The organism is Panacagrimonas perspica (assembly GCF_004364935.1).
In the GTDB taxonomy this organism is placed as follows: domain Bacteria; phylum Pseudomonadota; class Gammaproteobacteria; order Nevskiales; family Nevskiaceae; genus Panacagrimonas; species Panacagrimonas perspica.
Map to the genome: position 1 here is coordinate 709,153 of NZ_SOBT01000009.1, position 24,916 is coordinate 734,068.

At 68.2% G+C, this 24,916-nt stretch carries 20 protein-coding genes; 8 read left to right on the forward strand and 12 right to left on the reverse strand.

Annotated features, from left to right (window positions below):
- Positions 1–3 precede the first annotated feature (3 nt).
- From hemL to ftsX, 5 genes are read left to right on the forward strand one after another with little or no spacing between them, the layout of a single operon-like run.
- Positions 4–1,305: a glutamate-1-semialdehyde 2,1-aminomutase gene (gene hemL / locus DFR24_RS14770; protein WP_133882157.1), complete on the forward strand. Its 1,302-nt coding sequence runs from the start codon at positions 4–6 to the stop codon at positions 1,303–1,305.
- A gap of 10 nt (positions 1,306–1,315) precedes the next feature.
- On the forward strand, positions 1,316–3,367 hold the full coding sequence (locus DFR24_RS14775) for a VTT domain-containing protein (protein ID WP_133882158.1): 2,052 nt from the start codon (positions 1,316–1,318) through the stop codon (positions 3,365–3,367).
- Between the two features lies 1 nt (position 3,368).
- Positions 3,369–4,295 (forward strand): signal recognition particle-docking protein FtsY, encoded by a 927-nt coding sequence (gene ftsY / locus DFR24_RS14780; RefSeq protein WP_133882159.1) that lies wholly within the window; start codon positions 3,369–3,371, stop codon positions 4,293–4,295.
- A gap of 31 nt (positions 4,296–4,326) precedes the next feature.
- Positions 4,327–5,016 carry a cell division ATP-binding protein FtsE gene (locus tag DFR24_RS14785; RefSeq protein WP_133882565.1) on the forward strand — a complete coding sequence of 230 codons (690 nt, stop codon included), beginning with the start codon at positions 4,327–4,329 and terminating at the stop codon, positions 5,014–5,016.
- A 40-nt stretch (positions 5,017–5,056) separates the two neighbouring features.
- Positions 5,057–5,992, forward strand: a complete 936-nt coding sequence (ftsX, locus tag DFR24_RS14790) for a permease-like cell division protein FtsX (RefSeq protein WP_133882160.1) — start codon at positions 5,057–5,059, stop codon at positions 5,990–5,992.
- Positions 5,993–6,094: 102 nt separating this feature from the next.
- On the opposite strand, the gene DFR24_RS14795 is transcribed toward ftsX, so the two are convergent.
- From DFR24_RS14795 to DFR24_RS14805, 3 genes are all read right to left on the reverse strand, one after another.
- Complete coding sequence (locus DFR24_RS14795) at positions 6,095–6,808, reverse strand: CAP domain-containing protein (protein WP_133882161.1); 714 nt, start codon at positions 6,806–6,808, stop codon at positions 6,095–6,097.
- 100 nt (positions 6,809–6,908) lie between these two features.
- Positions 6,909–7,253 carry a c-type cytochrome gene (locus tag DFR24_RS14800; RefSeq protein WP_133882162.1) on the reverse strand — a complete coding sequence of 115 codons (345 nt, stop codon included), beginning with the start codon at positions 7,251–7,253 and terminating at the stop codon, positions 6,909–6,911.
- Between the two features lie 8 nt (positions 7,254–7,261).
- Entirely contained in the window at positions 7,262–7,585 is a 324-nt protein-coding gene (locus DFR24_RS14805) for a c-type cytochrome (protein WP_133882163.1), read from the reverse strand.
- Between the two features lie 169 nt (positions 7,586–7,754).
- On the opposite strand from DFR24_RS14805, the gene DFR24_RS14810 reads away from it, so the two are divergent.
- Both DFR24_RS14810 and DFR24_RS14815 read left to right on the forward strand, forming a co-directional pair.
- Positions 7,755–9,269, forward strand: a complete 1,515-nt coding sequence (locus DFR24_RS14810) for a Ppx/GppA phosphatase family protein (protein WP_133882164.1) — start codon at positions 7,755–7,757, stop codon at positions 9,267–9,269.
- Between the two features lie 201 nt (positions 9,270–9,470).
- On the forward strand, positions 9,471–11,891 hold the full coding sequence (locus DFR24_RS14815; RefSeq protein ID WP_162851219.1) for a DUF1631 family protein: 2,421 nt from the start codon (positions 9,471–9,473) through the stop codon (positions 11,889–11,891).
- A 97-nt stretch (positions 11,892–11,988) separates the two neighbouring features.
- Here DFR24_RS14815 and DFR24_RS14820 read toward each other — a convergent pair whose 3' ends face one another.
- From DFR24_RS14820 to DFR24_RS14840, 5 genes are all read right to left on the reverse strand, one after another.
- Entirely contained in the window at positions 11,989–13,017 is a 1,029-nt protein-coding gene (locus tag DFR24_RS14820) for a hypothetical protein (protein ID WP_133882166.1), read from the reverse strand.
- Between the two features lie 178 nt (positions 13,018–13,195).
- Complete coding sequence (gene coq7, locus DFR24_RS14825; RefSeq protein ID WP_133882167.1) at positions 13,196–13,834, reverse strand: 2-polyprenyl-3-methyl-6-methoxy-1,4-benzoquinone monooxygenase; 639 nt, start codon at positions 13,832–13,834, stop codon at positions 13,196–13,198.
- Positions 13,834–14,568 carry a SanA/YdcF family protein gene (locus DFR24_RS14830; RefSeq protein ID WP_133882168.1) on the reverse strand — a complete coding sequence of 245 codons (735 nt, stop codon included), beginning with the start codon at positions 14,566–14,568 and terminating at the stop codon, positions 13,834–13,836. Before DFR24_RS14830 ends, coq7 begins: the two co-directional genes overlap by 1 nt.
- 108 nt (positions 14,569–14,676) lie before the next feature.
- The gene (locus tag DFR24_RS14835) at positions 14,677–18,264 is read right to left on the reverse strand and encodes a translocation/assembly module TamB domain-containing protein (RefSeq protein WP_133882169.1); all 3,588 of its coding nucleotides are present in this window, start codon (positions 18,262–18,264) and stop codon (positions 14,677–14,679) included.
- Positions 18,264–20,009, reverse strand: a complete 1,746-nt coding sequence (locus tag DFR24_RS14840) for an autotransporter assembly complex protein TamA (protein ID WP_162851220.1) — start codon at positions 20,007–20,009, stop codon at positions 18,264–18,266. The genes DFR24_RS14835 and DFR24_RS14840 overlap by 1 nt, the downstream gene beginning before the upstream one ends.
- 27 nt (positions 20,010–20,036) lie before the next feature.
- On the opposite strand from DFR24_RS14840, the gene DFR24_RS24460 reads away from it, so the two are divergent.
- The gene (locus tag DFR24_RS24460) at positions 20,037–20,735 is read left to right on the forward strand and encodes a glutathione S-transferase (protein ID WP_162851221.1); all 699 of its coding nucleotides are present in this window, start codon (positions 20,037–20,039) and stop codon (positions 20,733–20,735) included.
- A gap of 231 nt (positions 20,736–20,966) precedes the next feature.
- Here the strand turns inward: DFR24_RS24460 and DFR24_RS14850 are convergent, their stop codons facing one another.
- The 4 genes from DFR24_RS14850 to ttcA form a co-directional block, all read right to left on the reverse strand.
- Positions 20,967–21,836 (reverse strand): TraB/GumN family protein, encoded by an 870-nt coding sequence (locus DFR24_RS14850; RefSeq protein WP_162851222.1) that lies wholly within the window; start codon positions 21,834–21,836, stop codon positions 20,967–20,969.
- A gap of 5 nt (positions 21,837–21,841) precedes the next feature.
- Positions 21,842–22,513, reverse strand: coding sequence for a 2-hydroxychromene-2-carboxylate isomerase (locus tag DFR24_RS14855; RefSeq protein ID WP_211346606.1), 672 nt, complete (start codon positions 22,511–22,513; stop codon positions 21,842–21,844).
- Between the two features lie 149 nt (positions 22,514–22,662).
- Positions 22,663–23,832, reverse strand: coding sequence for a TMEM43 family protein (locus DFR24_RS14860; RefSeq protein ID WP_133882173.1), 1,170 nt, complete (start codon positions 23,830–23,832; stop codon positions 22,663–22,665).
- Positions 23,833–23,999: 167 nt separating this feature from the next.
- Positions 24,000–24,887: a tRNA 2-thiocytidine(32) synthetase TtcA gene (gene ttcA, locus DFR24_RS14865; RefSeq protein WP_133882174.1), complete on the reverse strand. Its 888-nt coding sequence runs from the start codon at positions 24,885–24,887 to the stop codon at positions 24,000–24,002.
- Between the last annotated feature and the right edge of the window lie 29 nt (positions 24,888–24,916).

Genomic DNA, 24,916 nt, shown 5'->3' on the forward strand with positions numbered 1-24,916 from the left:
ACCATGGCCCAAACCGACACGCCCCGATCTGACGCGCTGTTCGCGCGCGCGCAGAAGACCATCCCGGGCGGTGTGAACTCGCCGGTTCGCGCGTTCAAGTCCGTCGGCGGCACGCCGCGCTTCATCACGCATGCCAAGGGCGCGATCATTCACGACGCCGACGGCAAGGCATACATCGACTACGTCGGCTCCTGGGGTCCGATGATCCTCGGCCACCAGCATCCGGCCGTGATCGACGCGGTGGTCAAGCAGGCGGCGATCGGCATGAGCTACGGCGCGCCGACCGAGGCCGAGATCGACATGGCCGAGCTGCTGTGCGCGCGCGTGCCGCATCTGGAGATGGTGCGGCTGTGCTCGAGCGGCACCGAGGCGACGATGTCCGCGCTGCGCGTCGCGCGCGGCTACACCGGCCGCGACAAGATCCTGAAGTTCGAGGGCTGCTATCACGGCCACGGCGATTCGCTGCTGGTCAAGGCGGGCTCGGGCCTGCTGACGTTCGGCGTGCCCACGTCGCCCGGCGTGCCGGCGGAACTCGCGGCGCTGACCTTGACCGCCACGTACAACGATCTGGATTCGGTACGCGTGCTGTTCGACGCGAATCCCGATTCCATCTCCTGCATCATCGTCGAGCCGGTCGCCGGCAACATGAACTGCGTGCCGCCGCGTCCCGGTTTTCTGGAGGGCCTGCGCGAGATCTGCACGCAGCGCGGCGCGCTGCTGATCTTCGACGAGGTCATGACCGGCTTTCGCGTGGGTCCCACCTGCGCGACCGGCCTGTACGGCATCGCGCCGGACCTGATCACGCTGGGCAAGATCATCGGCGGGGGGCTGCCGGTGGGTGCGTTCGGCGGACGCCGCGACGTCATGCAGAAGCTCGCGCCGCTCGGGCCGATCTATCAGGCGGGCACCCTGAGCGGCAATCCGCTGGCGATGTCCGCGGGCCTGGCGTTGCTGCGCGCGCTCGACGACGCCTCGATCTACGCATCGCTGGAATCACGCACGCGCGAGTTGTGCAGCGGCTTGCAGGCTTCAGCGGACGCGGCGGGCGTCGCGTTCACGACGACGCAGGTCGGCAGCATGTTCGGCCTGTATTTCGGCAGTGGCCCGATCGAGACGCTCGCAGCTGTCGGCGCCTGCGACATCGAGCGCTTCAAGCGCTTCTTCCATCTGATGCTGGATCGCGGCGTTTATCTGGCGCCGTCGGCCTACGAGGCGGGCTTCGTGTCGGCCGCCCACGGCGAGCGGGAAATCGCTGCAACGATAGACGCCGCGCGCGAGGCCTTCGCGCTGATCGCGAAGAGCTGAGCCCCGCCGCGTGCTCGAACACGCGCAAGCGCTGTTCGCCTGGATCGCCGCGCATCCGGGTGAATCGCTGGTGCTGCTGTTCCTGGTGTCGATGCTCGACGCGATCTTCATCGTCGGCGCCTTCGTGCCGGCCGCCGTCGTGCTGTTCGGCATGGGCGCCCTGGTCGCGCTCGGTTCGCTCGAACTCTGGCCCACCGCGCTGATCGCCGCCGCCGGCGCGCTGGCCGGCGATGCGCTGAGCTTTGCGCTTGGCCGACGCTACGGCGAGCAGCTGTTCCAGTCGCGCTGGCTGCTGCGCTATCCGGATTTCGTCAACGGCGGACGCCGCTTCTTCGCGCGGCACGGCGGCAAGGGCGTGATGCTCGCGCGCTTCCTCGGGCCGGTGCGTTCGATCACGCCGGCGCTGGCCGGCGCCTCGCATATGTCAGTGTGGTTCTTCCTGATCATCGATGCGATCGCGGCGCTGCTGTGGGCGCTGATTTTCCTGGTCCCCGGCGTCGTGTTCGGCGCCTCGCTGGGACTGGCGGCGGAAGTCGCGACGCGCCTGGTCGGCTTGCTGGTGATCAACATCCTGCTGCTGGTCTTCGGCATCTGGGCCGCGCGCGCGGCCATCGGCATCTTCAACCTGCGGGCCGGATCCTGGGTGCGTGGCCTGCTCGAATGGAGCCGCCGCCATCGCCGGCTCGGTCGCTTCGGTCCAGGCCTGGCCGATCCGGCGCAGCCCGAGATGCCGGCGTTGATCGCCGTGGGCGCGCTGCTGCTGCTGGCCGGCGCCGTCTGGCTCGTGAGTTTCGGCGGCGCGGGCTGGCGTGGCTTCCCGGGGCCGTTCGACGCCGTGGTGCACCAGACGCTGTCCGACCTTTCGACGCCCTGGGGTTCGGCCGCGGCGCGTTTCATCGCCCGTCTCGGCGAATGGCCGGTGTACGGCAGCACGGCGATGGCGGTGCTCGGCGTGCTGCTGTGGCGGCGTCGCCTGCGTGCCGCCGCGCACTGGGTGTCGGCACTGACGTTCGGCGTCGTCGTGACCCTGCTGATGCAGTTCGGCCCGCTGCTGCCGCCGCCCGCCGTGTTCTTCGCGCACGGCGGGCCCGCGCCACCGCGCGACCTTGCGCTGGTCACGATCATCTACGGCTGCGCCGCGACGCTGTACGCCACGTTGCGGCCGGTGCGCGTGCGCCTGTTCGCGTACAGCATGGCCATCGCCGTCGTGCTGCTGATCGCGCTGGCGCGGCTGGTGCTCGGACAGGAGTGGCTGGGCTTCAACGGCTTCGCGATCATCATGGGCCTGCTGTGGACGGCAGCACTGACGCTGGGTTACCGCCAGCACGGCCCCGAGCGGCTGTTCGCCGGCAGCTTCGCGCTGCCGGTGCTGTCGGCGTTCGCCGTCGCCGTGGGCATGAGCTGGGGCGTGGATCGCGCCACCACGCATGCCGCGGCCGCCAGTCCGCCGACGCTTCCGCACACGATGCCCGTCGGCGTCTGGTGGGAAGGCGGCTGGCGAGACCTCCCGGCCTCGCGCATCGACGTGCGTGGCCGCAGCGGCCGCCGCTTCGATCTGCAATGGGCGGCGGAGGAGTCGCGGGTGGAATCCGAGCTGCTCGCGGCCGGATGGCAGGCGCTGACGCCGCTGAGCGTGGCGGACACCTTGCGCTGGCTGACCGAGACCACCTCCATCGCCTCCCTCCCGGTGCTGCCGCAGGTCCACGCCGGCAACCATGCGCGCCTGAGCCTGCGCCGCCCGGTGGACGACAATCATCAGCACCTGATTCGCCTGTGGGATTCGGGCACGCGCGTCACCGCCGAAGGCAAGCCGGTACCGGTCTGGCTGGGCGCCGTCACCGAGCAGCGCGCGCGCACCTATTACCGGCTGTTCCGCTACCCGGTCACCGAACCCGACCAGCCGATCCTGCCGCCGCTGCCGGCGAGCACGCCCTTCACGGCGATCCGCATCGTCGAACGCGACGGCGATCGTCTCTGGCTGATGGGCGCACCGCGGGTTCTTTACACTTCGCCGATCCCGGAAGCGGCGCCCGGCCCGCCGGTACCGCTGCACGCCCCCTGACATGGCTGACTCCCCGAACCTGCTCTCCAAATTCCGCTCGCGGCTCAACAAGGGCGACTCCTTCCTGACCCGCGACATCGGCAGCTTCTTCGCCGCCGAGAAACTGCGTGCCGATGCGCTGGAGGATTTCGAGACGCGCCTGCTGATGGCCGACACCGGCATCGACGTCACGCAGTGGCTGGTCGACCGCATCCAGACCGACATCAACCTGGGTCGCATCAAGAACGAAAAGCAGCTGCGCGAAACGCTGAAGAAAGCGCTCGTCGAACTGCTCGCGCCGGTCACCGAGCCGCTGACGATTCCCGCGTTCATCAAGCCCTACATCCTGTTCGTCGCCGGCGTGAACGGCGTGGGCAAGACCACGACCATCGGCAAGATGGCGATGCGCTTCAAGCGCGAGGGCAAGAGCGTGCTGCTCGCTGCCGGCGACACGTTTCGCGCCGCCGCCGTCCAGCAGCTCACGACCTGGGCGGACCGTGCGGGCGTCCCGATCCTGTCGCAGGGCGAGGGCGCGGATTCGGCCAGCGTGATCTACGACGCCGTGCAGTCCGCCAAGGCGCGCAACATCGACATCGTCATCGCCGACACCGCGGGACGCCTGCATACGCAAAGCCATCTGATGGACGAGCTGCGCAAGATCAAGCGCGTCGTGCAGAAGCACGATCCCTACGCGCCGCACGAGGTCATGCTGGTCGTCGACGCGACGACGGGGCAGAACGCGCTGAACCAGGCCGTGCAGTTCCACGAGGCGATCGGCCTGACCGGCATCACGATCACCAAGCTCGACGGCACCGCCAAGGGCGGCATCCTGATGGCCATCGCCAAGCGCCTGTCGCTGCCGGTGCGCTTCGTCGGGCTCGGCGAGGCGATCGACGATCTCGAGCCGTTCGACGCCACGACGTACGCCGAAGCGCTGATCGGAAGCTGACGTGATCAAGCCCGCCGCGACCAGCGAACACATCCTCGAGTTCCGGGATGTCGGCTGCCGCTACAAGGGCGGCGTCGACGTGCTCAACGGCCTGGACTTCAAGCTCGCGCGCGGCGAGATGCTGTTCCTCACCGGCCCCAGCGGCGCGGGCAAGTCCACCGTGCTGCGCCTGGCCGCGATGCAGCTTCGCGCCACGCGCGGACAGGTGCTGATGAACGGCAAGGACCTCGCGGGCGTGCGGCCGGGAAAGGTCCCCGCGCACCGGCGCGAGCTGGGCATGATCTTCCAGGACTTCCAGCTGCTCCACGACCGCAGCGTGTTCGACAACATCGCGTTGCCGCTGGTGATCCGCGGGCTGTCGCATACCGATCTGGCGCGCCGCGTGCGCGCAGCGCTCGATGCCGTCGGCCTGCTGGGTCGCGAGAAGTCGCTGCCGCGCACGCTGTCCGGCGGCGAGCAGCAACGCGCGGGCATCGCGCGCGCGATCGTCGCGCGGCCGCAACTGATCCTCGCCGACGAACCCACCGGCAACCTCGATCCGCGGATGGCGCTGGACGTCATGCGGCTGTTCGAGCGCTTCAACGAGGCCGGCGTGAGCTTCCTGATCGCCACGCATGCGATCGACCTGATCGAGCAGCTCGGTCATCGCGCCATCCATCTCGAAGCGGGACGCGAGAGCCAGGCGCGACCCGAGGCCGCGTCGCGGCTGACGGCGCCATGAGCGCGCATCCCCCCATGCGCCGCCCGCGCGGAGCACGCGCATGACACTCCGGCGCCCCAACTTCCTGCAGCGCTGGCTCGGCGAGCACCTGCGCGTCTGCGTCGCCGCCTTCGGCCGGCAGTGGCGCGATCCGGTCGGCACCTTGCTGACCTCGCTGGTCATCGGCATCACGCTGGCGCTGCCCACCGGCCTGCACCTGCTGGTCGAAAACCTGCGCACCGCGGCCGGTGGCCTCAACGAGACGCGCAACATCACGGTGTTCCTGAAGGACGGCATCAGCGAGTCCGACGGCCGTGCGCTGAGCACGTCGCTGGGCAAGCGCGCCGAGATCGCGACGGTGGCCTACACCTCGCGCGATCAGGCCCTGAAGGATTTCCGCGCGCGCACCGACCTGGGCGCGGTGCTCGACGCGCTCGAGACCAATCCCCTGCCGGCGTCGATCTCGATCACGCCGCGGACCGAGGAAGACGCTGCCAGCCTGGCGCTGCTGGCCAAGGACCTGCGCGGGCGCGACAGCGTCGAGCGCGTGCTGCTAGACGACACCTGGAGCCAGCGGCTCTCCGGCGCGCTCGCGGTGGCCTCGCGCCTGGCCCTGCTGCTCGCAGTGGCGCTCGGGATCGCCGCCGTACTGGCGATGGGCAACACGATCCGCCTGGACATCGAATCGCGGCGCGAGGAGATCGTCGTCATGAAGCTGATCGGCGCGCCGCCGGGGTTCATCCGCCGGCCGTTCCTGTACGCCGGCCTGTGGTACGGCCTGTCAGGCGGCGTCTTCGCGATCCTGGCGGTCTACATCGCGCGCTATGCGCTGACCGCGCCGGTGAATCATCTGGTCGCCCTCTACGAAGGTGCCTTCAGCCTGCGCGGTCCCGATCCGCAGACACTGGCGGTGGTGCTGGGTGCGGGCGCGGTGCTCGGTCTTGCCGGTGCGTGGCTGGCGGTGTCGCGCCACCTCGGACGCGTCGAGCAGCGCTAGGGACGATCCCGGGTTGCACCCGGGCTACGGGCTGCCGTGTAGCGCGGGTGCGACCCGGGATGCGCTGCTCGTACCACGAGGCCATCCCAGACCCCGCACCGATCAATACGGCGGCACGCCCTTGTAGTTGCCGGGCGGCGAGTAATTGCACACCCAGACCTCGGCCGTCTCGCAGCGCGCCCGACCGCAGCCCACGTGCGTCGAATACGTGGAGATCACCTGCGTGAAATGGCCGCAGACCGATCCGCGCGGCGCCTTGCAGGTCTGCGTCTTGTTGTCGTACCAGCGGCCCTCGCTGGCCCAGCGGTCGACGACGATTTCCGGCGTCTTGCGATACCCCTCGTAGGCTCCGCCGCGCCAGTAACTGAACACGTTCTCGCCCCAGGTCAGGCGGCGTTTGTCGCCCGTGCTGTGGCTGATCTGGCAGCCCCGGCGCACCAGCTCATCGGCCCAGGCCTGCGCGACGTCCGCCGCGGAGTTGGACCAGGACAGCGCGGGCGTGCCGACCTGCTTGCGCCAGTGGTTGTGCGCCTCGAGCAGGCCGGCGAAGTCGGGCGGCTCCACGTTGGGACGCGGTGCGGGCGACGTTGCCTCCTTCTCCGGCGGCGGCGCCTGCGCGACCTCGGTCGACGAGGCCGGCGTCTTGGTGATCTCCACCTCGTCGGCGGCCGCCGTCGCAGCCGCCAGCGATTCCGCCTCGCCTTCCGGCGTGTCCGAGGGCGGCTCGTTCTTCGAGGCGCAGGCGGCGAGCAGCAGTGCACCTGCGATCAACGCGGGAAGGCGGATCAAACGCAGGCGCTGTTCGAGGGCACTCATGCCCCGATGATGCCCAAGGCCCGGATTCCGGCCAAGGAAACCCGCAAAAACAAAGGGCCGGCGAGAGCCGGCCCCGATGAACGACACCTGACGCAACGCCTTACCGGGCCTTGTGGCTCGGAATCTTGGGCGTGAACAGCGTCGTTTCCTGCGATTCGAAATACAGCGCGAGCGCCTTGATGTCCGCGTCGGACAGGCCGGCCGCCTGGGCGGCCATGACCGGGTTCTTGCGCTTGCCGTCCTTGTACTCGTGCAGCGCGTGCTGCAGGTAGTTCGAGTACTGGCCGGCCAGCGAGGGGTACTCCGGCAGGATCGGCTTGCCGCCGCCGGGTCCGTGGCAGGCGGCGCAGACGGCGGCCTTCTCGGGAGCGGCGGTTTCTGCGGCCGAAGCCGGCAGGGCGAGTCCAGCGAGGACGGCCGCAATCAGGATGCGCTTGAAGTTCATGGCGGCGATCATCGGTGGTGCGGAGCGGTGGCCAGGTACGCCGCGACATCGGCGATGTCCTGGTCGCTCATGCCCGCGGCCTGCGCGTGCATCGTGGCGTGCGGACGCTCGCCGCTGCGATAGGCCTTGAGCGCGGCTTCGAGGTACTTCGGCGACTGGCCGCCGACCTTGGGCACGCGATACGTCGGATACACGTTGTTGTAGCCGGGAATGCCGTGGCACCCCATGCACGTATTGGCTTTTTCCATGCCGGCCTCGACGTTGCCTTCCGCCCATGCGGGCAGGCTGAGGACGGCGGCGAGGGCGATGAACCCCCAACGCGCAAATTTCATGAGTGGCTGGCTCCCAGCTGGCTGACTTGCATCGCGCGGTTCTAGGGCCCGCGGCGGGTTGCTATGTTCGGGGAATGCGTCGCGCCGGTCAACGCGCAGGCGTCATGCATGCTTGGCTATAGTCGCGCGGACTCTGGTCGCACAGCGGCCCCGTTTGGCCACCTGACCCATGCCGAGTCCCGTTTCCGCTGGCAAAGATCCCTCGCTGCAGGTCGCTGCTGTGGACCTCGGCTCGAACAGTTTCCACATGCTGGTGGCGCGCGCGCATGGCTCGGAGCTGCAGGTCATCGATCGCCTGCGCGAACCGGTGCGCCTGGCCGCCGGTCTCAATCCGGACCGCCGGCTGCGTCCTGATGCGCAAGCCCGCGCGCTCGACTGCCTGAAGCGCTTCGGCCAGCGCCTGCGCAATCTGCCCGGCCAGCGCGTGCGCGCGGTCGGCACCAACACGATGCGCAAGCTCAAGCGCGACGCCGACTTCCACGCTGCGGCCGAAGTGGCTCTGGGCCATCGAATCGAGATCATCTCGGGCGTCGAGGAAGCGCGCCTGGTCTACGGCGGCGTCACCCACGGCATGGGCCTGGCGAAGCCGCGCCGGCTGGTCGTGGACATCGGCGGCGGCAGCACCGAGGTGATCGTCGGCCGCGGCGCGGAGCCGCGCCTGATGGAGTCGGTGGGCCTGGGCTGCGTGGTCCACCAGGCAAGATTCTTCGAGGACGGAGTGATCACCCGCGCGCGTTTCCGCAAGGCGCGGCTCGCCGCCCAGGTCGGGCTCGAGTTCCTCGAGCATCGCTACCGCAAGGCCGGCTGGGACCTGGCGATCGGCGCCAGCGGCACGGTGCGCGGGGTCTGGCGCGTGATGCGCGAACAAGGCTGGGCCGATCAGGAACTGACCCGCGACGGTCTGGAGAAGGTCGTGTCGCTGGTCATCGAGCGCGGTCATGTCGACAACATCGACTTCCCGGCGCTGCGCGAGGATCGCCGTCCGGTGTTCGCCGGTGGGCTGGCGGTGCTGGCCGGCGTGTTCGACTCCCTGCAGCTCAAGACCCTGGCCACCTCCGAGCGCGCGCTGCGCGAAGGGCTGGTCTACGACCTGCTCGGCCGCCTCTCCGACCAGGACATGCGCGACCGGGCGGTGCAGGCCATGGCCAAGCGCTACGACGTGGACCTGGCTCACGCCGAGGCGGTGCGGACCACGGCGCTGAAGCTGCTCAAGCAGGTGCAGGGGCCCTGGAACCTCGATCCGAAGCCCTCCGCCGCGCTGCTCGGCTGGGCCTCCAGCCTGCACGAGATCGGCCTGGTCATCGCCCACTCGCAGTACCACAAGCACGGCGAGTACATCCTGCGGAACGCCGACCTGCAGGGCTTTTCCCAGACCGACCAGCGCATGCTCGCCTGCCTGGTCCGCCTGCATCGCAGCAAATTCTCGATCAGCGCCCTGGACGAGTTGCCCAGCACGTTCGTGGAATCGATCCAGCGCCTGGCGATCCTGTTCCGGCTGGCCTTCCTGCTCCACCGGTCGAGGACCCCGGACCTGATGCCGCCGGTTCGCCTGAAGGTCGACCGGCGCAACCTCGAGCTCGGCTTCACCGGCAAATGGCTCGCTTCGCATCCCCTGACCCAGGCCGATCTGACCGAGGAAGCTGCCCACCTGGAGACGATCCAGATGCGGCTGCGTATTGCCTGAGCAGGATCAGGCTTTATGCGACAAGCCGGGCCCAAACGCGGCAAACTCCGCACGCTGGGGAAGCCCGTTACGGATCGCGCATGATCGCGACGGGCGTCCGGCAAGGGAGTCACGACGTACCAAGGGATGGGGCCGCCAGCACGCCCCAGAGGGCCGGTCTTCGCCAACGGTCGGCGGGACGGGCGTGTATCGGAGCAAGTCTTGAACGCTAGCGCGGCACCCCAACCGCCCGCCGCAAGGCGCGGCCCGGAAGACGCAGCCACGTCCAAGCTGGTCGAGGAACTTCGTGCACTGGCGTCCGATACGCTCGGCCGCGGTATCGAGCGCATGTTCGATGGCGCCGACGACATGCTGTTCGAGATGGCCCGCCGCGCCTCCAACAACAAGGACCAGCGAATCTATTTCGACACGATGCGTGTCGTGCGCCTGGGCCGGCCGAAGATCGGCAAGATCTTCCGCGAGGAAATCAGCGCGGGCTTCGTGCCCGAATCGCAGCGCAAGGACGACGACAAGGCGCTCGAGATCGCGTTCGAGAATCTGAGCCTGCAGGAATCCAAGTCGCTGGAAGAATCGATCGCCATCTCGACGATGTCGAGCAAGGCCGAGAATCTCTACAGCCATCTGTTGTTCGAACTCGGGCGCCGGATCGAGTGGCTGATCAAGGAACACGGCGCGGCGATCTCCACCAACGCGCTGGCACCTGCGACGATCTCCGCGGCGTTCCGTCGCAGCGCCGAGGCGCTGGATGTCGAATTCGACATCGAGCTGGTGATCTTCAAGCTGTTCGATCGACTGGTGATCAGCGATCTGGGCGAGCTCTACAGTCGCGCCTTGCGTTTCCTGGACGAGAATGGGGTGAAGCCTGCGCCGATCGGTGGCGCGGGACCGCGTGCAGGATTGACCGGCGGCCAAGGCGGAATCCCGGGCGCAACCGGGCTGGATCCCTCGCAGATTCCGGCCGAAGCGATGCCCGGTGCCGGCCTGCCCGCACCGCAGGGCTACGGCTTCGCGCAGGCGCCGATGATGGACGCCGCAACGCTGAATGCCTTGCGCAACCTGAGCGGCTCCGGCGGCGCGATGGCCGTCGGTGCGCCGGCCTACGGTGGTGCAGGTGGGGGCGGCGCCAATTATTACGGCGACGTGCAGCTCGGCGCCGATCTGGTGGCCGTCGCATCGGGCCGCATCGTTCCGGGCTGGGAGGCGCCGCGCGCCTACGCCTATGTGCAGCGCGCCGGTGCCGTCGGCCAGATGTTCAACGAGCTGATGCAGGACCCCAGCCTGCCGGCTCCGCTGAAGCCGCGCTTCGATCAGCTGCGCTTCTCCGTCATCAAGAGTGCGCTGCGCGACACCAGCTTCTTCGCCGACCGCCAGCATCCGGTTCGCGGTCTGATGAACGAGCTGACCACGCTCGCCGCCAGTGCGCGAGCCAGCGGCATGGACGCGCTGCGCCGCATCGAGGAACTCGTCGGTCAGATCCAGGGCCAGTTCGACGTCGCGGCGGACGACGTCCGTTCGCAGTCCGCGCTGCCCGGCGCGGTCGACGAGAAGACGCTCGAGCAGTTCTTCGCGCAGCAGAAGGAAGACGCGCGCCAGCGCCGGCAGATCATCATCGAGCGCACGCGCCGCGTCGTCGCCGAAGAGCTCCAGCTGCAGACGCTGAGCCGCAAGATTCCGGACGCCGTCTGGCCGCTGCTGAATTCGGGTTGGGCGCCGCTCGCGGCGTTGTGCCTGCTCAAGCTCGGTGGCGACAGCGACGGCTGGCGCGATGCCATGAAGCTGCTCAACCGCGTGCTCGATTCCGTCGACATCCGTCGTCCGGCGGCACGCAGCCGCGACAATGTCGACGAGCTTGCGCAGGATCTGGCCGACAGCTTCCACGAAATCGGGATGATCCCGGACCGGATCCACGCGCTGCTGCGCAGCTGGCGCACCGGGATCGAGGAAGTCGAGGCTGCCGCCACGGCGCACCCTCCCGCACCGCTGCCGGTCACGACGCCGTCGCTCGATGCCCCCGCGCCGGCCGTCGCGCCCGTCACCGTCCCGGCGAGTCTTTCGCCCGAGGTGCCGCTGGATCCGCAGGCGAAGGCGGTCGCGGACACCGCGGCGCTGCTGGATGAAATCCCGTTCGATCTCGATGGGCCGATCGCGCCCGCCGAACATCTCGTTCACGGCGACGACGCGGCCGTCGCAGGAACCGGCGACGACGACGATGTCGAATCGTCATTGATGCCCGAGATCCCGCCGGAACTCCTGACAGCGACGCACGGGCAGCCCGCAGCATCGGCGGCGGAAGAGCTGACGGAAGTCGCCGGCGACCTGCCCGACCCGGTGACCTTGCTGGATCTTCTGATGGTCCTGAGCAGCTGGTTCCGCGTCTACGACCACGACCGCGGGCAGAACCGCTGGCTCAAGGTGATCGCGCACCATCCGGCCGAAGGCACGGTGACGTTCGCGGAGTTCAACGGGCAGAACAAGCTGCAGCTGCGCACACAGATGTTCCTGGACGACCTCGTCGCGGGTCGCGCCGAGCCGATCGATCTGGGACCGGCGGCGCGCCGCTCGCTCGATGCGTATCTGAATGCCCGTCGCAACGCGGCGGCACAGACAGAGGTCGCGGCCTAGCGGGCGATCCGTTGCGGATCCTGTTGTCCGGGGATCGGGCAAAGGATCCGTTCGAGCGGACGCGATCCCGGGCTTCGCCCGGGCTACAACAGCGGCATCACGTTGCGGCCAGGATCTTCTCGACCTTGCCGGAGCGATAGAACGGCTCCAGCAGCCGCCTTGCCGCCGGCTCCAGCTTGCCCGCGGCATGGAGTTGCGCGAGCACGTGCGGACCAAACCGCAGCGCCTCGACCAGCATCAGGTCGCGATCGATGCCCAGATCCTCGAGCAGATCGCTCAGCGAAGACGCGCCGTACTTGTCGAAAAACGTATCGATGCCGGTGCCGATCATCTGCGCGATGAAGTCGGTCCCGCGCAGCTCCTTCCAGCACTCGTAGAGCGTCACGAACAGCTCTTCCACATCGAGCGCGGAGAGGTCCTCGCGCAACTCGCCGATGCGCAGCTCGCGCAGGCGTTTCCAGGAATCGAGCGCCACCTCGCGCAACGCCTCGTCGTGCTCGCCATCGAGCAGCGACTGCGCCGTCTTCTGCGACACGCTGCCGACGCTGCGGCCGATGTGCTGCTTGAGCCCGTCCTCGATCGCGTCCTCGAAACCCGCCGTTGCGCGCTTGACCACCGCACGACCCAGCTTGAGTGCAGAGCGTGCGCCCGGGATGCCGGCCGGGATCGTGCTGCGCGCCAGGTAGTCGCGAATGCCGTTGTAGAGCAGGGCCGAGGCGATGCGCTCGTACAGCGGGCTGGCGATCACCTCGCCGACCAGACGCCGACGGATCGACTTGAGCGCGAGCACATGGTCGAGCAGATCCTCGAAGCGACGCTGCGAGATCAGGTCGGCCAGGCGGGTGCGCTCGTGCACCGGATGTGCGTGCAAGGCCCGTGCGATATCACCGATCAGTTCCGGAATGCCGCCCTGAAGATCCAGTTCGATCGCATAGGTGCGCGCCGTGGCCTTGATCATGTCGCGCGTGACCATCTGCTCGAGCTTCAGGTCCGCGGCGTCGGCCAGCGCCTGATCGAGCAGCGATTCGAGCAAGGGCTGGAGTTGCGCGCCGCGGAGTTGCTCGACGACGAAGGCGACATGCGCTTCGAGCAGCGCCTCGGCAGGTTTGAGCTTGGTTTTCTTCACGAGGCAGTGTCGACGGAAAGACGAGCCCCAGCCTAATGCCTGGCCCGGCCGGAACCGATGACCGCTCGGCCTTTCGCAAAGGCTCGACGGCGAGCGCTCGCGTAGCCCGGGTGAAACCCGGGAGCCCTTGCTTGATGTGAGGAGAAACGCCCCCGGGTTTCACCCGGGCTACGCCGACTCAGAACCGGTACGCGCCTTCCTTCATGACCTTCGCGATACGGCGCATCAGGCCGCGCACCGGCGCCGGCAGCGGCGCCCCGCCCATGTGTTCGGCTTCCAGGCCGTGCCGCTGTTCGTCGGCACGCATCGCCTGCAGCACCTCGCGCGACTTCGCATCGCCGGCCGGCAGCTTCTGGATGTGCTCGTCGAGATGTTCGGACACCTGGCGCTCGGTCTCGGCGACGAAGCCCAGGCTCCAGCGATCGCCGAACAATCCGGCCGCGGCGCCCATCGCGAACGAGGCGCCGTACCACAGCGGACGAAGGCGGCTGGGACCGTCGCCGAGTTCCTGCAGCCGCGACTCGCACCATTCGAGATGGTTCTGCTCTTCGCCCGCGGCTTCGAGCAGATGCCGCCGCGTCTCTGGATTGCGCGCCGTGAGCGCCTGGCCGTGATACAGGCCCTGCGCGGCGACTTCGCCCGCGTGATTCACGCGCATCAGGTTGGCGGCCTCGCGGCGCGCGGCGTCGTCGAGTGCCGCACCAGGCGCTGCGGCCGGCGGGGACGGCGTCTGGCGGCTACCGCCGAACAGCGATCCGAGCCCCTCGGCCAGGCCCATCACGACGCGGTCGGCCGGTGAATAGTCGCGCTGCGTCATCAGGTGGACTCGCGTCGCGGCGGCAGCGATGGCGACGGCGCTGCCGGCGGCACCGATGAATCATCCGGCTGCATCGAATCGGGCGGCGGCAGAAGCTGGACCTCGGGCCGCATCTCGATGGGCTCGGGCGCACCGAGGAACCGCGGCTTGGTGCGCAGCACGAACAGGTCGAGCACGGCCTTGACGCGCGCGAGGATCTCGCGCGGCGGGTTGCGCCGCCCGTAATCCAGATTCGGGCCCGCCGGCGCAACGAATGCCGCCACGCGCATGCCCAGCTTCTTGCCGAGGAAGACCGCGCGGTAGGCGTGGTAGCGCTGCGTGATGATCGTGCAGCGGGTCACGCCGAACACATGCTGTGCACGCGCCAGCGAATCGAGCGTGCGGAACCCGGCGAAATCCATCGTGATGACTTTCTCGGGCACGCCCGCTTTTACCAGCGCCTGGCGCATGCGCTTGGGCTCGTTGTAGTTCTCGCTCGGGTTGGAGCCGCTGACGATCAGGTGCTTGACCTTGCCCATGCGGTACAGCTCCGCCGCCGCACGCAGGCGCTCGTTGAACTGCGGATTGGACTCGCCCTCGCGCGTATACGAACTGGTGCCGAGCACGATGCCGACGTCGTTCTCCGGCAGCAGCGCGTAGTTCGTGTACAGGTAGGCATCCGTGCTGTTGATCACCCAGCGGTTGCACAGCACCACGAACAGGGTGAACAGGCCCAGGCTCCACCAGAACAACATGCGTAGGCGACGCCTGCGTCTCAAGTCGCGGACTCCATTGAAGTGGGGAAGAAAGGTTAGGAACCGAAGTTTAACGGCGGCAGACGCAATGCGGACATGAAACGGGCGTCAGCGTTCCAGCGTGTACAGAAGGTCGCCGCCCGTATGCACGCCCGACTCCGTGGAAAACTTGAATCCGTGGCCCAGGTCGTACAGCAGCTTGAAGACCTGGCCCGGCTGGAAAATACCGACTCCGTAGGACACGTAGAGTTTCGGCGACAGGTATTTACCGACGGTGAACCGCGCCTGGTCGGCCTGCTCGCCGGCCTCGGCGCCGATCGAGATGTCGTCGATGCCCAGGCCTCCACGGACGTTCTGCGCCAGGAAGTCGGTGCCGGTAAGGCCCAGTGAAAGCGCTGCGTTGGCCAGCATCGCGCGCTCGTCGGCGCCGTTGCCTTCTTCGATCGAGCGTCCCAGCACCAGCCACGAGAGCTGGCGCTCACGCGGCATCGCCGGCGTCGAGAACAACTGGAACTCCGGCTTGTCGAGCGTACCGCGCACCATCACGCCGACCTCGATGTCCTCGCGTGGCTTGCGCAGCGCGCGAATCTCGATCGCGGGCTCGGTCAGCGGCCCGCCGTTGAACAGCAGACGCCCGGTCTCGATCTCGAGATCCTGACCGTAGGCCTTGTAGCGGCCCTCGACGAGGCGCACTTCGCCGCGCCCGCTGCTGCTGCGGCCGGGCATCTCGATGGCGCGCACGCTGCCTTCGAGCCGCGTCTTCAGTCCGAAGCCCTCGAAGCGCACTTTCGACCCGAGCACCAGGCGCACATCCGCGTGCAGCTCGAGTTTGGCGTCGTCCACGCTCTTCTGCTCGCCGGTGATGATCACCTGGTCACTGCTCACGCCGATGCCCGTGTCGAAGCTGGGCGGCGTGATGTCGGCACGCGGCACTTCGATATCGCCGCGCAGCTCGAGCCGGTTGCCGACCAGATTCAGATCCAGCTTGGGACTCACCCACGCCCGCGCTTCGGCCATGTCCGCGGCCTGGAACTGGTCGCCGCGGATCGCGATCTCGATCTTGCGCGGCTCGCTCGCGAGATTCGCGCTGCCGTCCACGGTGAGCGTCCCGCCTCCGGACTTGGCGGACGCGGAGATCTTCAGCACGCCGTCGTCGGCCTGCGTGCCGACGCGCGCGCGCAGTTCGGTCAGCTCGATGCCGGGTGTCGCGAGATCGAGCGTCGCGTCGAGCAGTTCGATCTGTCCTTCGGGCCGCGGCCGCGCGAGCGTACCGGTCCAGTTCATGCGGCCTTCGATGCGCCCGCTGACCTTCGTGATCTCCTCGGTCGCGATGCGCAGGAAACCCAGGTCCTCGAGCTTCACGTCGAGCTGTCCGCTCAGCGGCCGCGTCGCGTAGTCGTCTCCGCCGGCCGCCAGTTCGCCATCGAATTTCACCAGGCCGTTCTGCAGCGGCAGCTTCACGCGCGCCACGACGCGACCGCCGACTTCCTCGAGCAACAGCGACCCGCGCTCGGCCTGCAGCAGGAGCTGCCCGTCGCGCCGCACCTCGGTCGGATCCGTCGCCAGATCCGCGCGCGCCTCCGACAACACGCCGTCGCGCAGTTCGAACAATCCGGTGCCGTCGACGCCGCCGGTGAGTTCCCAGCCCGCCGGCAGGAAACTCTTGAAGTACGCGAAGTCGAGCTGCTCGAGACGGAACGCCGCGCGCAGCAACCCGGCCTGGCGCGTCACCTGTGCGCAGGCGCGTGAATCGGCGGCGCTCCAGCAGGCGGGTTCGAGCCGCACGCTGGCTGCGTCGATGCGCAGCGCGGCGGCCTCCTCGAGCGTCCACGGCGTGAGGCCCTCGGGTGCGGCGCGACCGCTCGCGACCGTTCCGCTCCAGGCCTGGCGCGCCACGTCGAAAGCGCCGTGGAATTCGAGGTCGATGTCCGCCGGCTCCGAATCGATGCCCAGCTTCAGCACGTGGTCCGAAGCGCGGCCCGCGAGCGTGGCCTGCGCGCGCGCCATCGTCGTCGGCCCGCTCAGCTCCAGCACCGCGAGGTCGAGCTTCCACGCACCGGCGAGATCGACATCGGCGTCGAGGTCGGCGCGACGGATCACCAGCGTGTCGTACTCGAAACCGTCGACTGCACCCTTGGCGATCACGTGCGGCGCCTCGAGCGATCCGCGCACGCTCGCATCGAGCTTCGCGCGGCCGCGCAGACCGGGCCACAGCGCTGCGAGATTCGGACTGTCCAGCCGCGCCGTCAGATCGAACGGCGGCGTGACCTGCCCCTGGGCCTCGAGCTTGGTCTGGCCGGTGACGAGCTGCATCGCGTCGAGCTTCACGCTCGCGCCGATCGCGGTGCCGCGGGCGTCGAGCGCCAGCGGATAGTCGCGCAGGCGCGAGTCCTTCAGCGCGACGGTGAACTGCACTTCGGGTTCTTCGCCGTGCATCGTCGTGCGCGCCTTGACGGTGCCGTTGAGCCGGCCCGGCCACGCCGGCGCGATCAGTCCCGGATCGAGGTCCTGCACGCGCAGGTCGGAATCGGCGACCAGCGCGGGCGACCATTCCACTCTGGCCTTGCCCTCGATCTTCGCCTTGGCCACCGCGAAGCGCAGCGCGTCGAGCACGATGTGGTCGAGGCCGCCGCTGCCGGAGGCGCGCGCATTGCCTTTCTGGCCCTCGGCCGCGAGATCGGCGTCCAGCGAATAGCGATACGCCTGCGGTGTGCCGGTGACGTCGAGCCCACCCTTGGCGCTGGCCACACGCGGCGCGCCGCTCAACGGCCAGGTCAGGTTCGTCCAGTCGAGCCGCGCTTCGAGCTGCTCCGCGGCGTAGTGGCCATGCCCGCGAATCGACGCGGTGTCTCCCAGTGCCAGCTCCGTCTGCGCACGCAGATCCTTCGCGGTGCCTTCGAGCTTGAGCGTGCCGCTGCGGCTGGTCACCGTCGGCTCGCCGAGCAGCGGCCAGCGCAGGTCCGTCCATTTCAGGTCGAGATGCGAATCACGATCGTCCAGCCGCACCAGGCCCTGGGCGTCGATGCGCGCCGGCTTCTCGCCGCTGGTGACCACCGCGAGCTTCTCGATGCGCACGGATGCGGGGGCGAGCGTGGCCTGCGCGCTGGCCGCAATGCCCCCCACCGTGTCGTGATGGCCTTCGAGATGCTCGACGGCAAAACGGGCGTCCACCCATTCGAAGCGATCGATCCTCGCGCCGGTGACGACCTGCGGCGGCGCTTCGGGCTCATTCGCGTCGTCCGGCGGCGGCAGGTGGACCTCCAGCCGGTCCAGGCTCGCGCGATCCACGATGACCGACACCGGAAGCTGTGGCACGCGCGCAGGCGTGTCGTCCTGCGGCTCGTCGTCCTTCTCGCGCAGACGCACGACGAGCGTCCCTGCCGCGAGATTCGAGATGCGCGCCTGACTGCGCAGCAGGGCGCCGGGCGCCCATTCGAGCCGCGCGTGGTCGAGTTCGATCTGCACGCCGGGCACTTCGAGCTTCAGGCCCTCGATGCTCAGCGGCCCCAGCAGCCGGCCTTCGACGTTCTCGACGCGCAACTCGGCCAGGCCCGCACGCGGAATCCAGTCGAACACCCAGCGCGCACCGTCCTGCGTTCCCACCACCCAGCCGGCGAAGAACATCGCGCCGACGACCAGGCCCGACAGCAGCACGCCGCAGATCACCATCACGATGCCGATGGCTCGCATGACCATCAGACGCCGACCCTCACGCCGATGTGGATGCGCACGGGCGACTCGTCGCCGTCCAGCGGATGCGCCAGATCGAACTGCAGGCTGCCGATCGGCGCGCGATAGCGGACGCCCGCGCCGATGCCCATCGAGAGATTCGGGCCCGGATCGTCCTCGGCGCCACCGGCGTCGGCGAACAGCGCCGCGCCCCAGTTGCCGATGACGCGGTATTCGCTCTCGATGCTGAAGACGCTCAGGTACTTGCCGCCGACGACGTTGCCCTTGCTGTCGCGCGGCCCCAGCGACTGGTAGGCGTAGCCGCGCACGCTCTGGTCCCCGCCGGCGAAGAAGCGCTGCGAGGCCGGCAGTTCGCCGAACTCCTCGACCAGGCTGTAGCCGATCTCGGCGCGGCCGATGAAGCGCAGCCGCCACATCGGTGAGACCACCGCGCGCGCGGTGCCGCGCATCTGCACGAAACTGGTCGTCGACAGCACGTTGTGCAGCGCGCCGTGCACGTCGCCGGACAGGAACCAGCCACGGCGCGTGTAGATCGGATCGTCGGTGACGCTGCGCGTCAGCGTCAGGCCCGGCGTCAGCAGGTCGGCAGTGGCGGACGTCTGGCCGAAATCGGATTCTTCGTGCGCGAACTCCACGTACAGACGCCGCGTCCAGTCGCCGGGCTGCCGGTTGAGGCTGGTGCCGAGCGTGTACTTCCTGGTGTCGCCGTCCTCGAGCTTCTCGGTCTCGGCGCTGGCGTTGAAGCTCAGGCTCTCGCCCGGTTCGCTGCCCAGCGGAATGTTGTACTTGCCCGCGAGCGTGTTCTTGATCTCCGACAGCCGGAAGTCGGTGTTGATCGTGTGCCCGTATTGGTTGATGCGCCGCCAGTCGGTGCCGATGGAGACGCGCGCGCCGGTGTCGGTGCCGTAGCCCACGCCGAAGTCGTACCGCGTGCGGGCGCGCGGCGTGGTGCGGATGTCGATCGGCACGCGACGCTCCTCGTCGGCGTCCTCGCGGCGCGGATCGATCTCGACGGCCTGGAAGTAACCCAGATCCGACAACCGGAACTGCAGATCGAGCAGCTTCTGCGGATCGAAGGACGTGCCCGGATGGATGTCGATGTAGCGGCGTACGAAGGCCGGGTCGAGGCCTTCCTGCTCCACCGTCACCGGACCGAAGAAATAGCGCGGTCCGGTATCGAGGTGCAGGATCGCCTGCGCTTCGCGCTTCTGCGGCTCGACGCGCAGTTCGGACACCGCCCAGTTCGCATCGAGAAAACCATTGGCAAGCGCAGCGTCGCTCATGCGCTTCTTGGTGGCCTCGTAATCGGCGTGGCGCAGACGTTCGTCGAGCTTGAGCGGCAGTCTTCGCAGCGGCTGCAACAGCGGCTCGAAGTCCGCGCCTTCGCCTTCGTACTTCGTGTCGATGGCACTCACGTGCGTCGCCGGCCCCAGCTTCACGTCGTAGTGAGCGACCCAGTTCGGCGCGCTGCCTTCGAGGCGCGATTCGATCTCGGGTTCGTAATAGCCGAACGGTTGCAGCGCGCCGCGAATGTCGTCCGGTGCCTGCTGGTGGAGCCGCTTGACCTGTGCCTCGTCGAGCTTTTCCTTCTCGGCGCGCACGCGCAGGCTCAGTCGCGCCTGCACATTGTCGCGCTCGTTGCCGGTCAGGCCCTCGATCTCCACGCGCACGCCCGCCGCCGCGATGGCGGTGAACGAACCGAGCAGGAAGGCGGCTCCCGTCGCGGCCAGACGGGGTCGTGGCAGAATCATCGGGGACATATTACCGGGGCAGTACGGATGTCCGAGGCGACGCTGGTGATCGGCAACAAGCGTTCCTCATCGTGGTCGATGCGTCCCTGGCTTTTTCTGAAGCACCACGGCGTCAACTTTCGCGAAGTGGTCGTCAACCAGGACCAGCCCGGTGGACACGCGATCGTGGCCAAATACTCCCCGTCCGGTCGCCTGCCGGTACTGCTGTCGAACGAGTTCGCGGTGTGGGAGTCGCTGGCGATCTGCGAGGTCGCCGCCGAATGGTTCGCGCTTCCGGCGGCCTGGCCGATGGCGCCCGGCGCACGCGCGATGGCGCGTTCGGTCGCGCAGGAAATGCAGTCCGGCTTCCTTCACCTGCGCCGCGAACTGAGCTTCGATATGTCGCGCAGCCCGACGCCGGCCGCGATCAGCGCCAGCGCACAGGCCGACGTCGTGCGCGTCCGCAGCATCTGGCGCGCCGCCCGCACCCGCTTCGGCTCGCGCGGGGACTGGCTGTTCGGGCAATTCGGGATCGTCGACGCGATGTTTGCGCCGATGGCGCTGCGCCTTCACCAATACGCCGTGGAACTCGACGGCGCGGAGCGCGACTACGTGGCGCAGGTGCTGGATCACCACGCGGTGCAGGCCTGGACCGACAGCGTGATGCATGCGCCGAAGGCGTCGCGATCGCAGCCGGCGTCCACGACGGGCGACGATGCGATGCGATCGGTGGTGCTGGGGCGCTGAGCGTCACGACGCGCGATCGGTCCCCGGCGTAGCCCGGACGAAGTCCGGGATCCCGTTCGATCTGCGAGAACTTAGCGCTGCCCTGGACTTCGTCCGGGCTACGGGCCAAAACAAGAAAGGCGAACGCAAAGGCGCAGAGAACAGCAAAGAAAGGTGCAAAGGGTTTGAAAAATCCTTCGCGCCTTTCTTTTCCCTTTGCGTCCTTTGCGTTAGCCGTTGACTTGAACGGAGCTACGGGGCCGCCATCGCCTCGGCCGCGAAACCCCGCGCCTTCAGCAACTCCACGACACTGCCCTTGCCCACCAGGTGTCCGGCACCGACCACCACGAGCTGCGGCGTGGCGCCGTTCAGCTTCTCGACCAGCGTGTCGACCCAGGCGCGGTTGCGATCGCCGAGCAGTCGCGCATACGTATCGGGAAACTCCTTGCGCGTATCGTCGATCAGCCCGCCGAGCTTGGCGGTGTCGTTGTCACGCCACATGTCCACCATCGACTCGGGTCGCCATCCCGGCTCGGAGAGGTCGTCCAGCGAGGATGCGAGGAACTCCGCCGACATCGCGGCCGTCATGCCGGCGAACACCGCAAGCTGCGACTCCGGCGTCTCGAGCCAGCTCACGGCACGTCCATCGGCCTGCGCGCGATGATGGAAATGCAGGTCCAGACCCAGCTCGGGATTCATGCCGGAGCGCTGGAACTCGACCAGCGTCAGCGTCAGTCCGCACAACCAGGCCTTGAAGCGATCGCAGGCCGAAGTCGGCAGTTCGCTCTTCTGCGCCTGTTCGCGGACGCGGGCGTACAGCGCCGCGTCGATTTCCTTGCCCAGGCCGCCTGCACTGAGGCCGGCCTGCAGCATCTGCGTCTGCATCTGCGGCGTCTCCAGCGAGCCCGGATCGGTCTCCAGAACGAGCGCGCGCGTCTGCGCATAGGCCGCGTCGAGCGCCGGCGGCAGCGGATACGCGGACGCCGGCAGCAGGTGCACCGAGCCCATCAGGTAATGGACGGCCTTCGGGCCCTGCACCTTCCACAGGAACGGGGCGTCGACCGCAGCGGCCTGTGCGCCGCCGGCGCACAGGGCCAGCATCAGCGCGACAAGCCGCAGCACCGGCATCATCGGCGCCGCTGGACTGTCGGCTTCACATTCGACCAGGCCGAGAAATCCGGCGCATCGCCCAGCGGGTCGCGGCCCTCGAGAAAGCGCGTCATCGCGCCCAGGTCGTCGTAGCCCCAGAACAACTGCCCGCGAACGAACACCGTCGGCACGCCGAACGCGCCGGCCGCCAGCGCAGCGTCGGTGTTGGCGCGCAGTTGCTGCTTCACCGCCTCGCCGGCGGTCTCGCGCTCCAGCGCCTCGGCATCCAGGCCCTGCTCTGCGGCGACCTCGCGCAGCACGGCGGGATTCGAGACTTCCCGGCCCTGCGCCCAGGTCGCGTTCCACAGCGCGTCGATCAGGCGCAGGCGCGCCGAGGGCTCCAGCGCGCAGCAGGCCCAGCGCAACGGCAACAGCGACTTGAACGGATGCGAGTGCGGCGGCGCGATCGGCAAATTCAGGTCGGCCGCCTTGCGCAGCACGTCGCGCAGCATCCACGCGCTCTTGGGCGGCACTTCGGCCGGGCCGATCTGGCCGTACGCCGACAGCATGGCGCCGAACACCACCGGAACCGGCTCGAATTCCAGGCTGTGCATGCGCGCGATCTGGCGCGCGCGATGCCACGCGAGGTAGGCGTTGTGCGAGATGAAATCGAACAGGAAATGGAGCCGCGTGCGGTCCGTGAAAATCACACCGGAGGAGTCTGCGCCGTTCATGGCCCTACAGTAGCAAGCTCCCGCGAGCCACCGTCGCGCGTTGCAACGGCCGCCGGTGCAGACCGGAGGGAAACCCTCCGGCCCACAACACCGTCAACCGCCCCTCCTTTGGGCGGCAAGGCGGATCAGGCCGTGACGGCGCCTTGGCTTGCCGGCCGCGGCGCTGCTTTCACCTTCAAGAAAGTCCACACCAGTGCGCCCACACCGACGATGACCAGCGGGATCCCGATCAGCGGCCGGAAGAACACCCATCCGATCGCGATGGTCAGGAACGAGCCGGCCGCGGCGAGCAGGAAGGCGACCACGCCGGTGCCCACGCTGACGATGCTGCCGAAAATCGGAACGACGTCGGCGAGCACCGACAGCGGCTTGAAGAGCAGCGAAAGGCCCAGAAACATCAGGAAGAACCCGACTCCGCGCAGCACCCAGGTCAGCATGGTGTTTTCGTCCTGCGCGATCTGGAACATCGCCGCCGCCGAGACGATGCCGTCTTCCAGAAGGTCGACCTCTCCGCCCGACGGGGTCGTGAACGGCTGCATCGTTCCGTCTCTCTGCTCGGCGACCAGGCTGACATCGCTGGGCGGCACGAGGAAGAAGCTCACGCGGACGTCGCCGATCTGCGGACTCGCCGAATCCTGGCCGAAGTACGCCGTGTTGCCCACGCGTTTCACCGGTCCCAGGTCTGTTGGAAGCGTCAGGGCCACGTCATCCGGCAGGTCGCTGGGCGAGCCCGTGCGAGCCACCTGCGACGGGTTCATGCGGAACGCGCCGACCGTCACGTTCTCGGCCTGGAACGATTCGGAGTTGTAAGGCTTCACGCCTGGATTCTTGTGCCCCTCGCTGTCGTAGAAGGAGCTCGAGTCGATCACGTCATCGTCCCAGTCCTTCGTGTACTTGTACGTCGTGACCGTTTCTTCTCCGCCACCCATCTTCTTGCGCGTCTCGCGCTCCTCCTTCTCCTTCCACTGGTACATCGTGACCTCCCGGACCAGGCGCAGAGCGACGGTCTGCGCTCCGAACTCGGGATCCTGGACGACGTCGGTGGTCTGCGCGTTGCCGGACAGGTGCACCAGCCGGCCTTCGTTCTGTGCGTCGATGCTCGCCGCATCCACGCTGACGACGGCGGCGGCGCCTTCGTTGAGCGCCTTCTCGCGTGCAACGGCGCGGCCCTCGTTCGAGAACAGGATCGGGAACGAGGCGATGGTCATCACGCCTCCGATCAGAATGCCCTTGATGGAATTCCCGATGCGGGATCCCCATCCCTGGCTGGAGGTCACGGTGTATTGGTCGGACATTGCACACTCCCTGTGTGGTCGCGGTGTCGCCCCGGGCCAACTGGCGCAGGGCAGTTGACAGCGGCTTCAATCTACGCCGCCGCCTTCCGCGGACAAGGGATGTCAACCAGCGGGCTGTGCGCCAACGCACATTCCAGAATGCGCCGCGTCCGGCTGGAAACGAGGGGCTATCCGGCGGGATCCGGGCCGGGCATCAGCCAATCGGGGACCGGGCCCGTGACGCCGCCGAGGCCCGCGAAATCGAACAGGTTCACGTCGGCCAGCTGCGAGGGGGCGACGTTGGTCAGCGCCTTGAAGATGATCTCGCTGCGTCCCGGATGCTCGCGCTCCCAGGCATCCATCATCTTGCGCACCTGCTTGCGCTGCAGGTTCTCCTGCGTGCCGCAGAGATTGCAGGGGATGATCGGGAACGCCTTCTGTGTCGCGTACTCGGCGATGTCGGGCTCGCGGCAATAGCTCAGCGGGCGGATCACGATGTTGCGGCCATCGTCCGACAGCAGCTTGGGCGGCATCGCCGAGAGCTTGCCGCCGAAGAACAGGTTCAGGAAGAACGTCGCGAGGATGTCGTCGCGATGGTGACCCAGCGCGATCTTGTTGAAGCCCTTCTCGTGCGCGAACGTGTACAGCGCGCCGCGCCGCAGGCGCGAGCACAGCGAGCACATCGTCTTGCCTTCGGGAATGTTGCGCTTCACCACCGAGTACGTGTCCTGTTCCAGGATCGTGTACGCCACGCCCTTCGCTTTCAGGTACTCCGGCAGGATGTGCTCGGGAAAGTCGGGCTGCTTCTGGTCCAGGTTCACCGCGTGCAGCTCGAAGCGCACCGGCGCCTTGGCCTGCAGCTGCATCAGCACGTCGAGCATCGTGTAGCTGTCCTTGCCGCCCGAGAGGCAGACCATCACGCGGTCGCCCTCCTCGATCATCCGGTAGTCCTGGATGGCGCGGCCCACTTCGCGGCGCAGGCGCTTGGCCAGCTTGTTGGACTCCACGCGATCGCGTTCCACCCGCGCGGCAGGCGTACGCGGGGTCCGGAAGTCGAGCAGCGGTGTGGCGTCCATAAAAGAAGCAGGCCTGGCGGGGCGGCATT

Coding starts and splice junctions, on each gene's coding strand:
- hemL (WP_133882157.1), top strand. CDS start 4: ATGGCCCAAACCGACACGCCCCGATCTGACGCGCTGTTCGCGCGCGCG.
- ftsY (WP_133882159.1), top strand. CDS start 3,369: ATGGCTGACTCCCCGAACCTGCTCTCCAAATTCCGCTCGCGGCTCAAC.
- ftsX (WP_133882160.1), top strand. CDS start 5,057: ATGACACTCCGGCGCCCCAACTTCCTGCAGCGCTGGCTCGGCGAGCAC.
- DFR24_RS14795 (WP_133882161.1), bottom strand. CDS start 6,808: ATGAGTGCCCTCGAACAGCGCCTGCGTTTGATCCGCCTTCCCGCGTTG.
- DFR24_RS14800 (WP_133882162.1), bottom strand. CDS start 7,253: ATGAACTTCAAGCGCATCCTGATTGCGGCCGTCCTCGCTGGACTCGCC.
- DFR24_RS14805 (WP_133882163.1), bottom strand. CDS start 7,585: ATGAAATTTGCGCGTTGGGGGTTCATCGCCCTCGCCGCCGTCCTCAGC.
- DFR24_RS14810 (WP_133882164.1), top strand. CDS start 7,755: ATGCCGAGTCCCGTTTCCGCTGGCAAAGATCCCTCGCTGCAGGTCGCT.
- coq7 (WP_133882167.1), bottom strand. CDS start 13,834: ATGACGCAGCGCGACTATTCACCGGCCGACCGCGTCGTGATGGGCCTG.
- DFR24_RS14830 (WP_133882168.1), bottom strand. CDS start 14,568: ATGTTGTTCTGGTGGAGCCTGGGCCTGTTCACCCTGTTCGTGGTGCTG.
- DFR24_RS14835 (WP_133882169.1), bottom strand. CDS start 18,264: ATGGTCATGCGAGCCATCGGCATCGTGATGGTGATCTGCGGCGTGCTG.
- DFR24_RS14840 (WP_162851220.1), bottom strand. CDS start 20,009: ATGATTCTGCCACGACCCCGTCTGGCCGCGACGGGAGCCGCCTTCCTG.
- DFR24_RS24460 (WP_162851221.1), top strand. CDS start 20,037: ATGTCCGAGGCGACGCTGGTGATCGGCAACAAGCGTTCCTCATCGTGG.
- DFR24_RS14860 (WP_133882173.1), bottom strand. CDS start 23,832: ATGTCCGACCAATACACCGTGACCTCCAGCCAGGGATGGGGATCCCGC.
- ttcA (WP_133882174.1), bottom strand. CDS start 24,887: ATGGACGCCACACCGCTGCTCGACTTCCGGACCCCGCGTACGCCTGCC.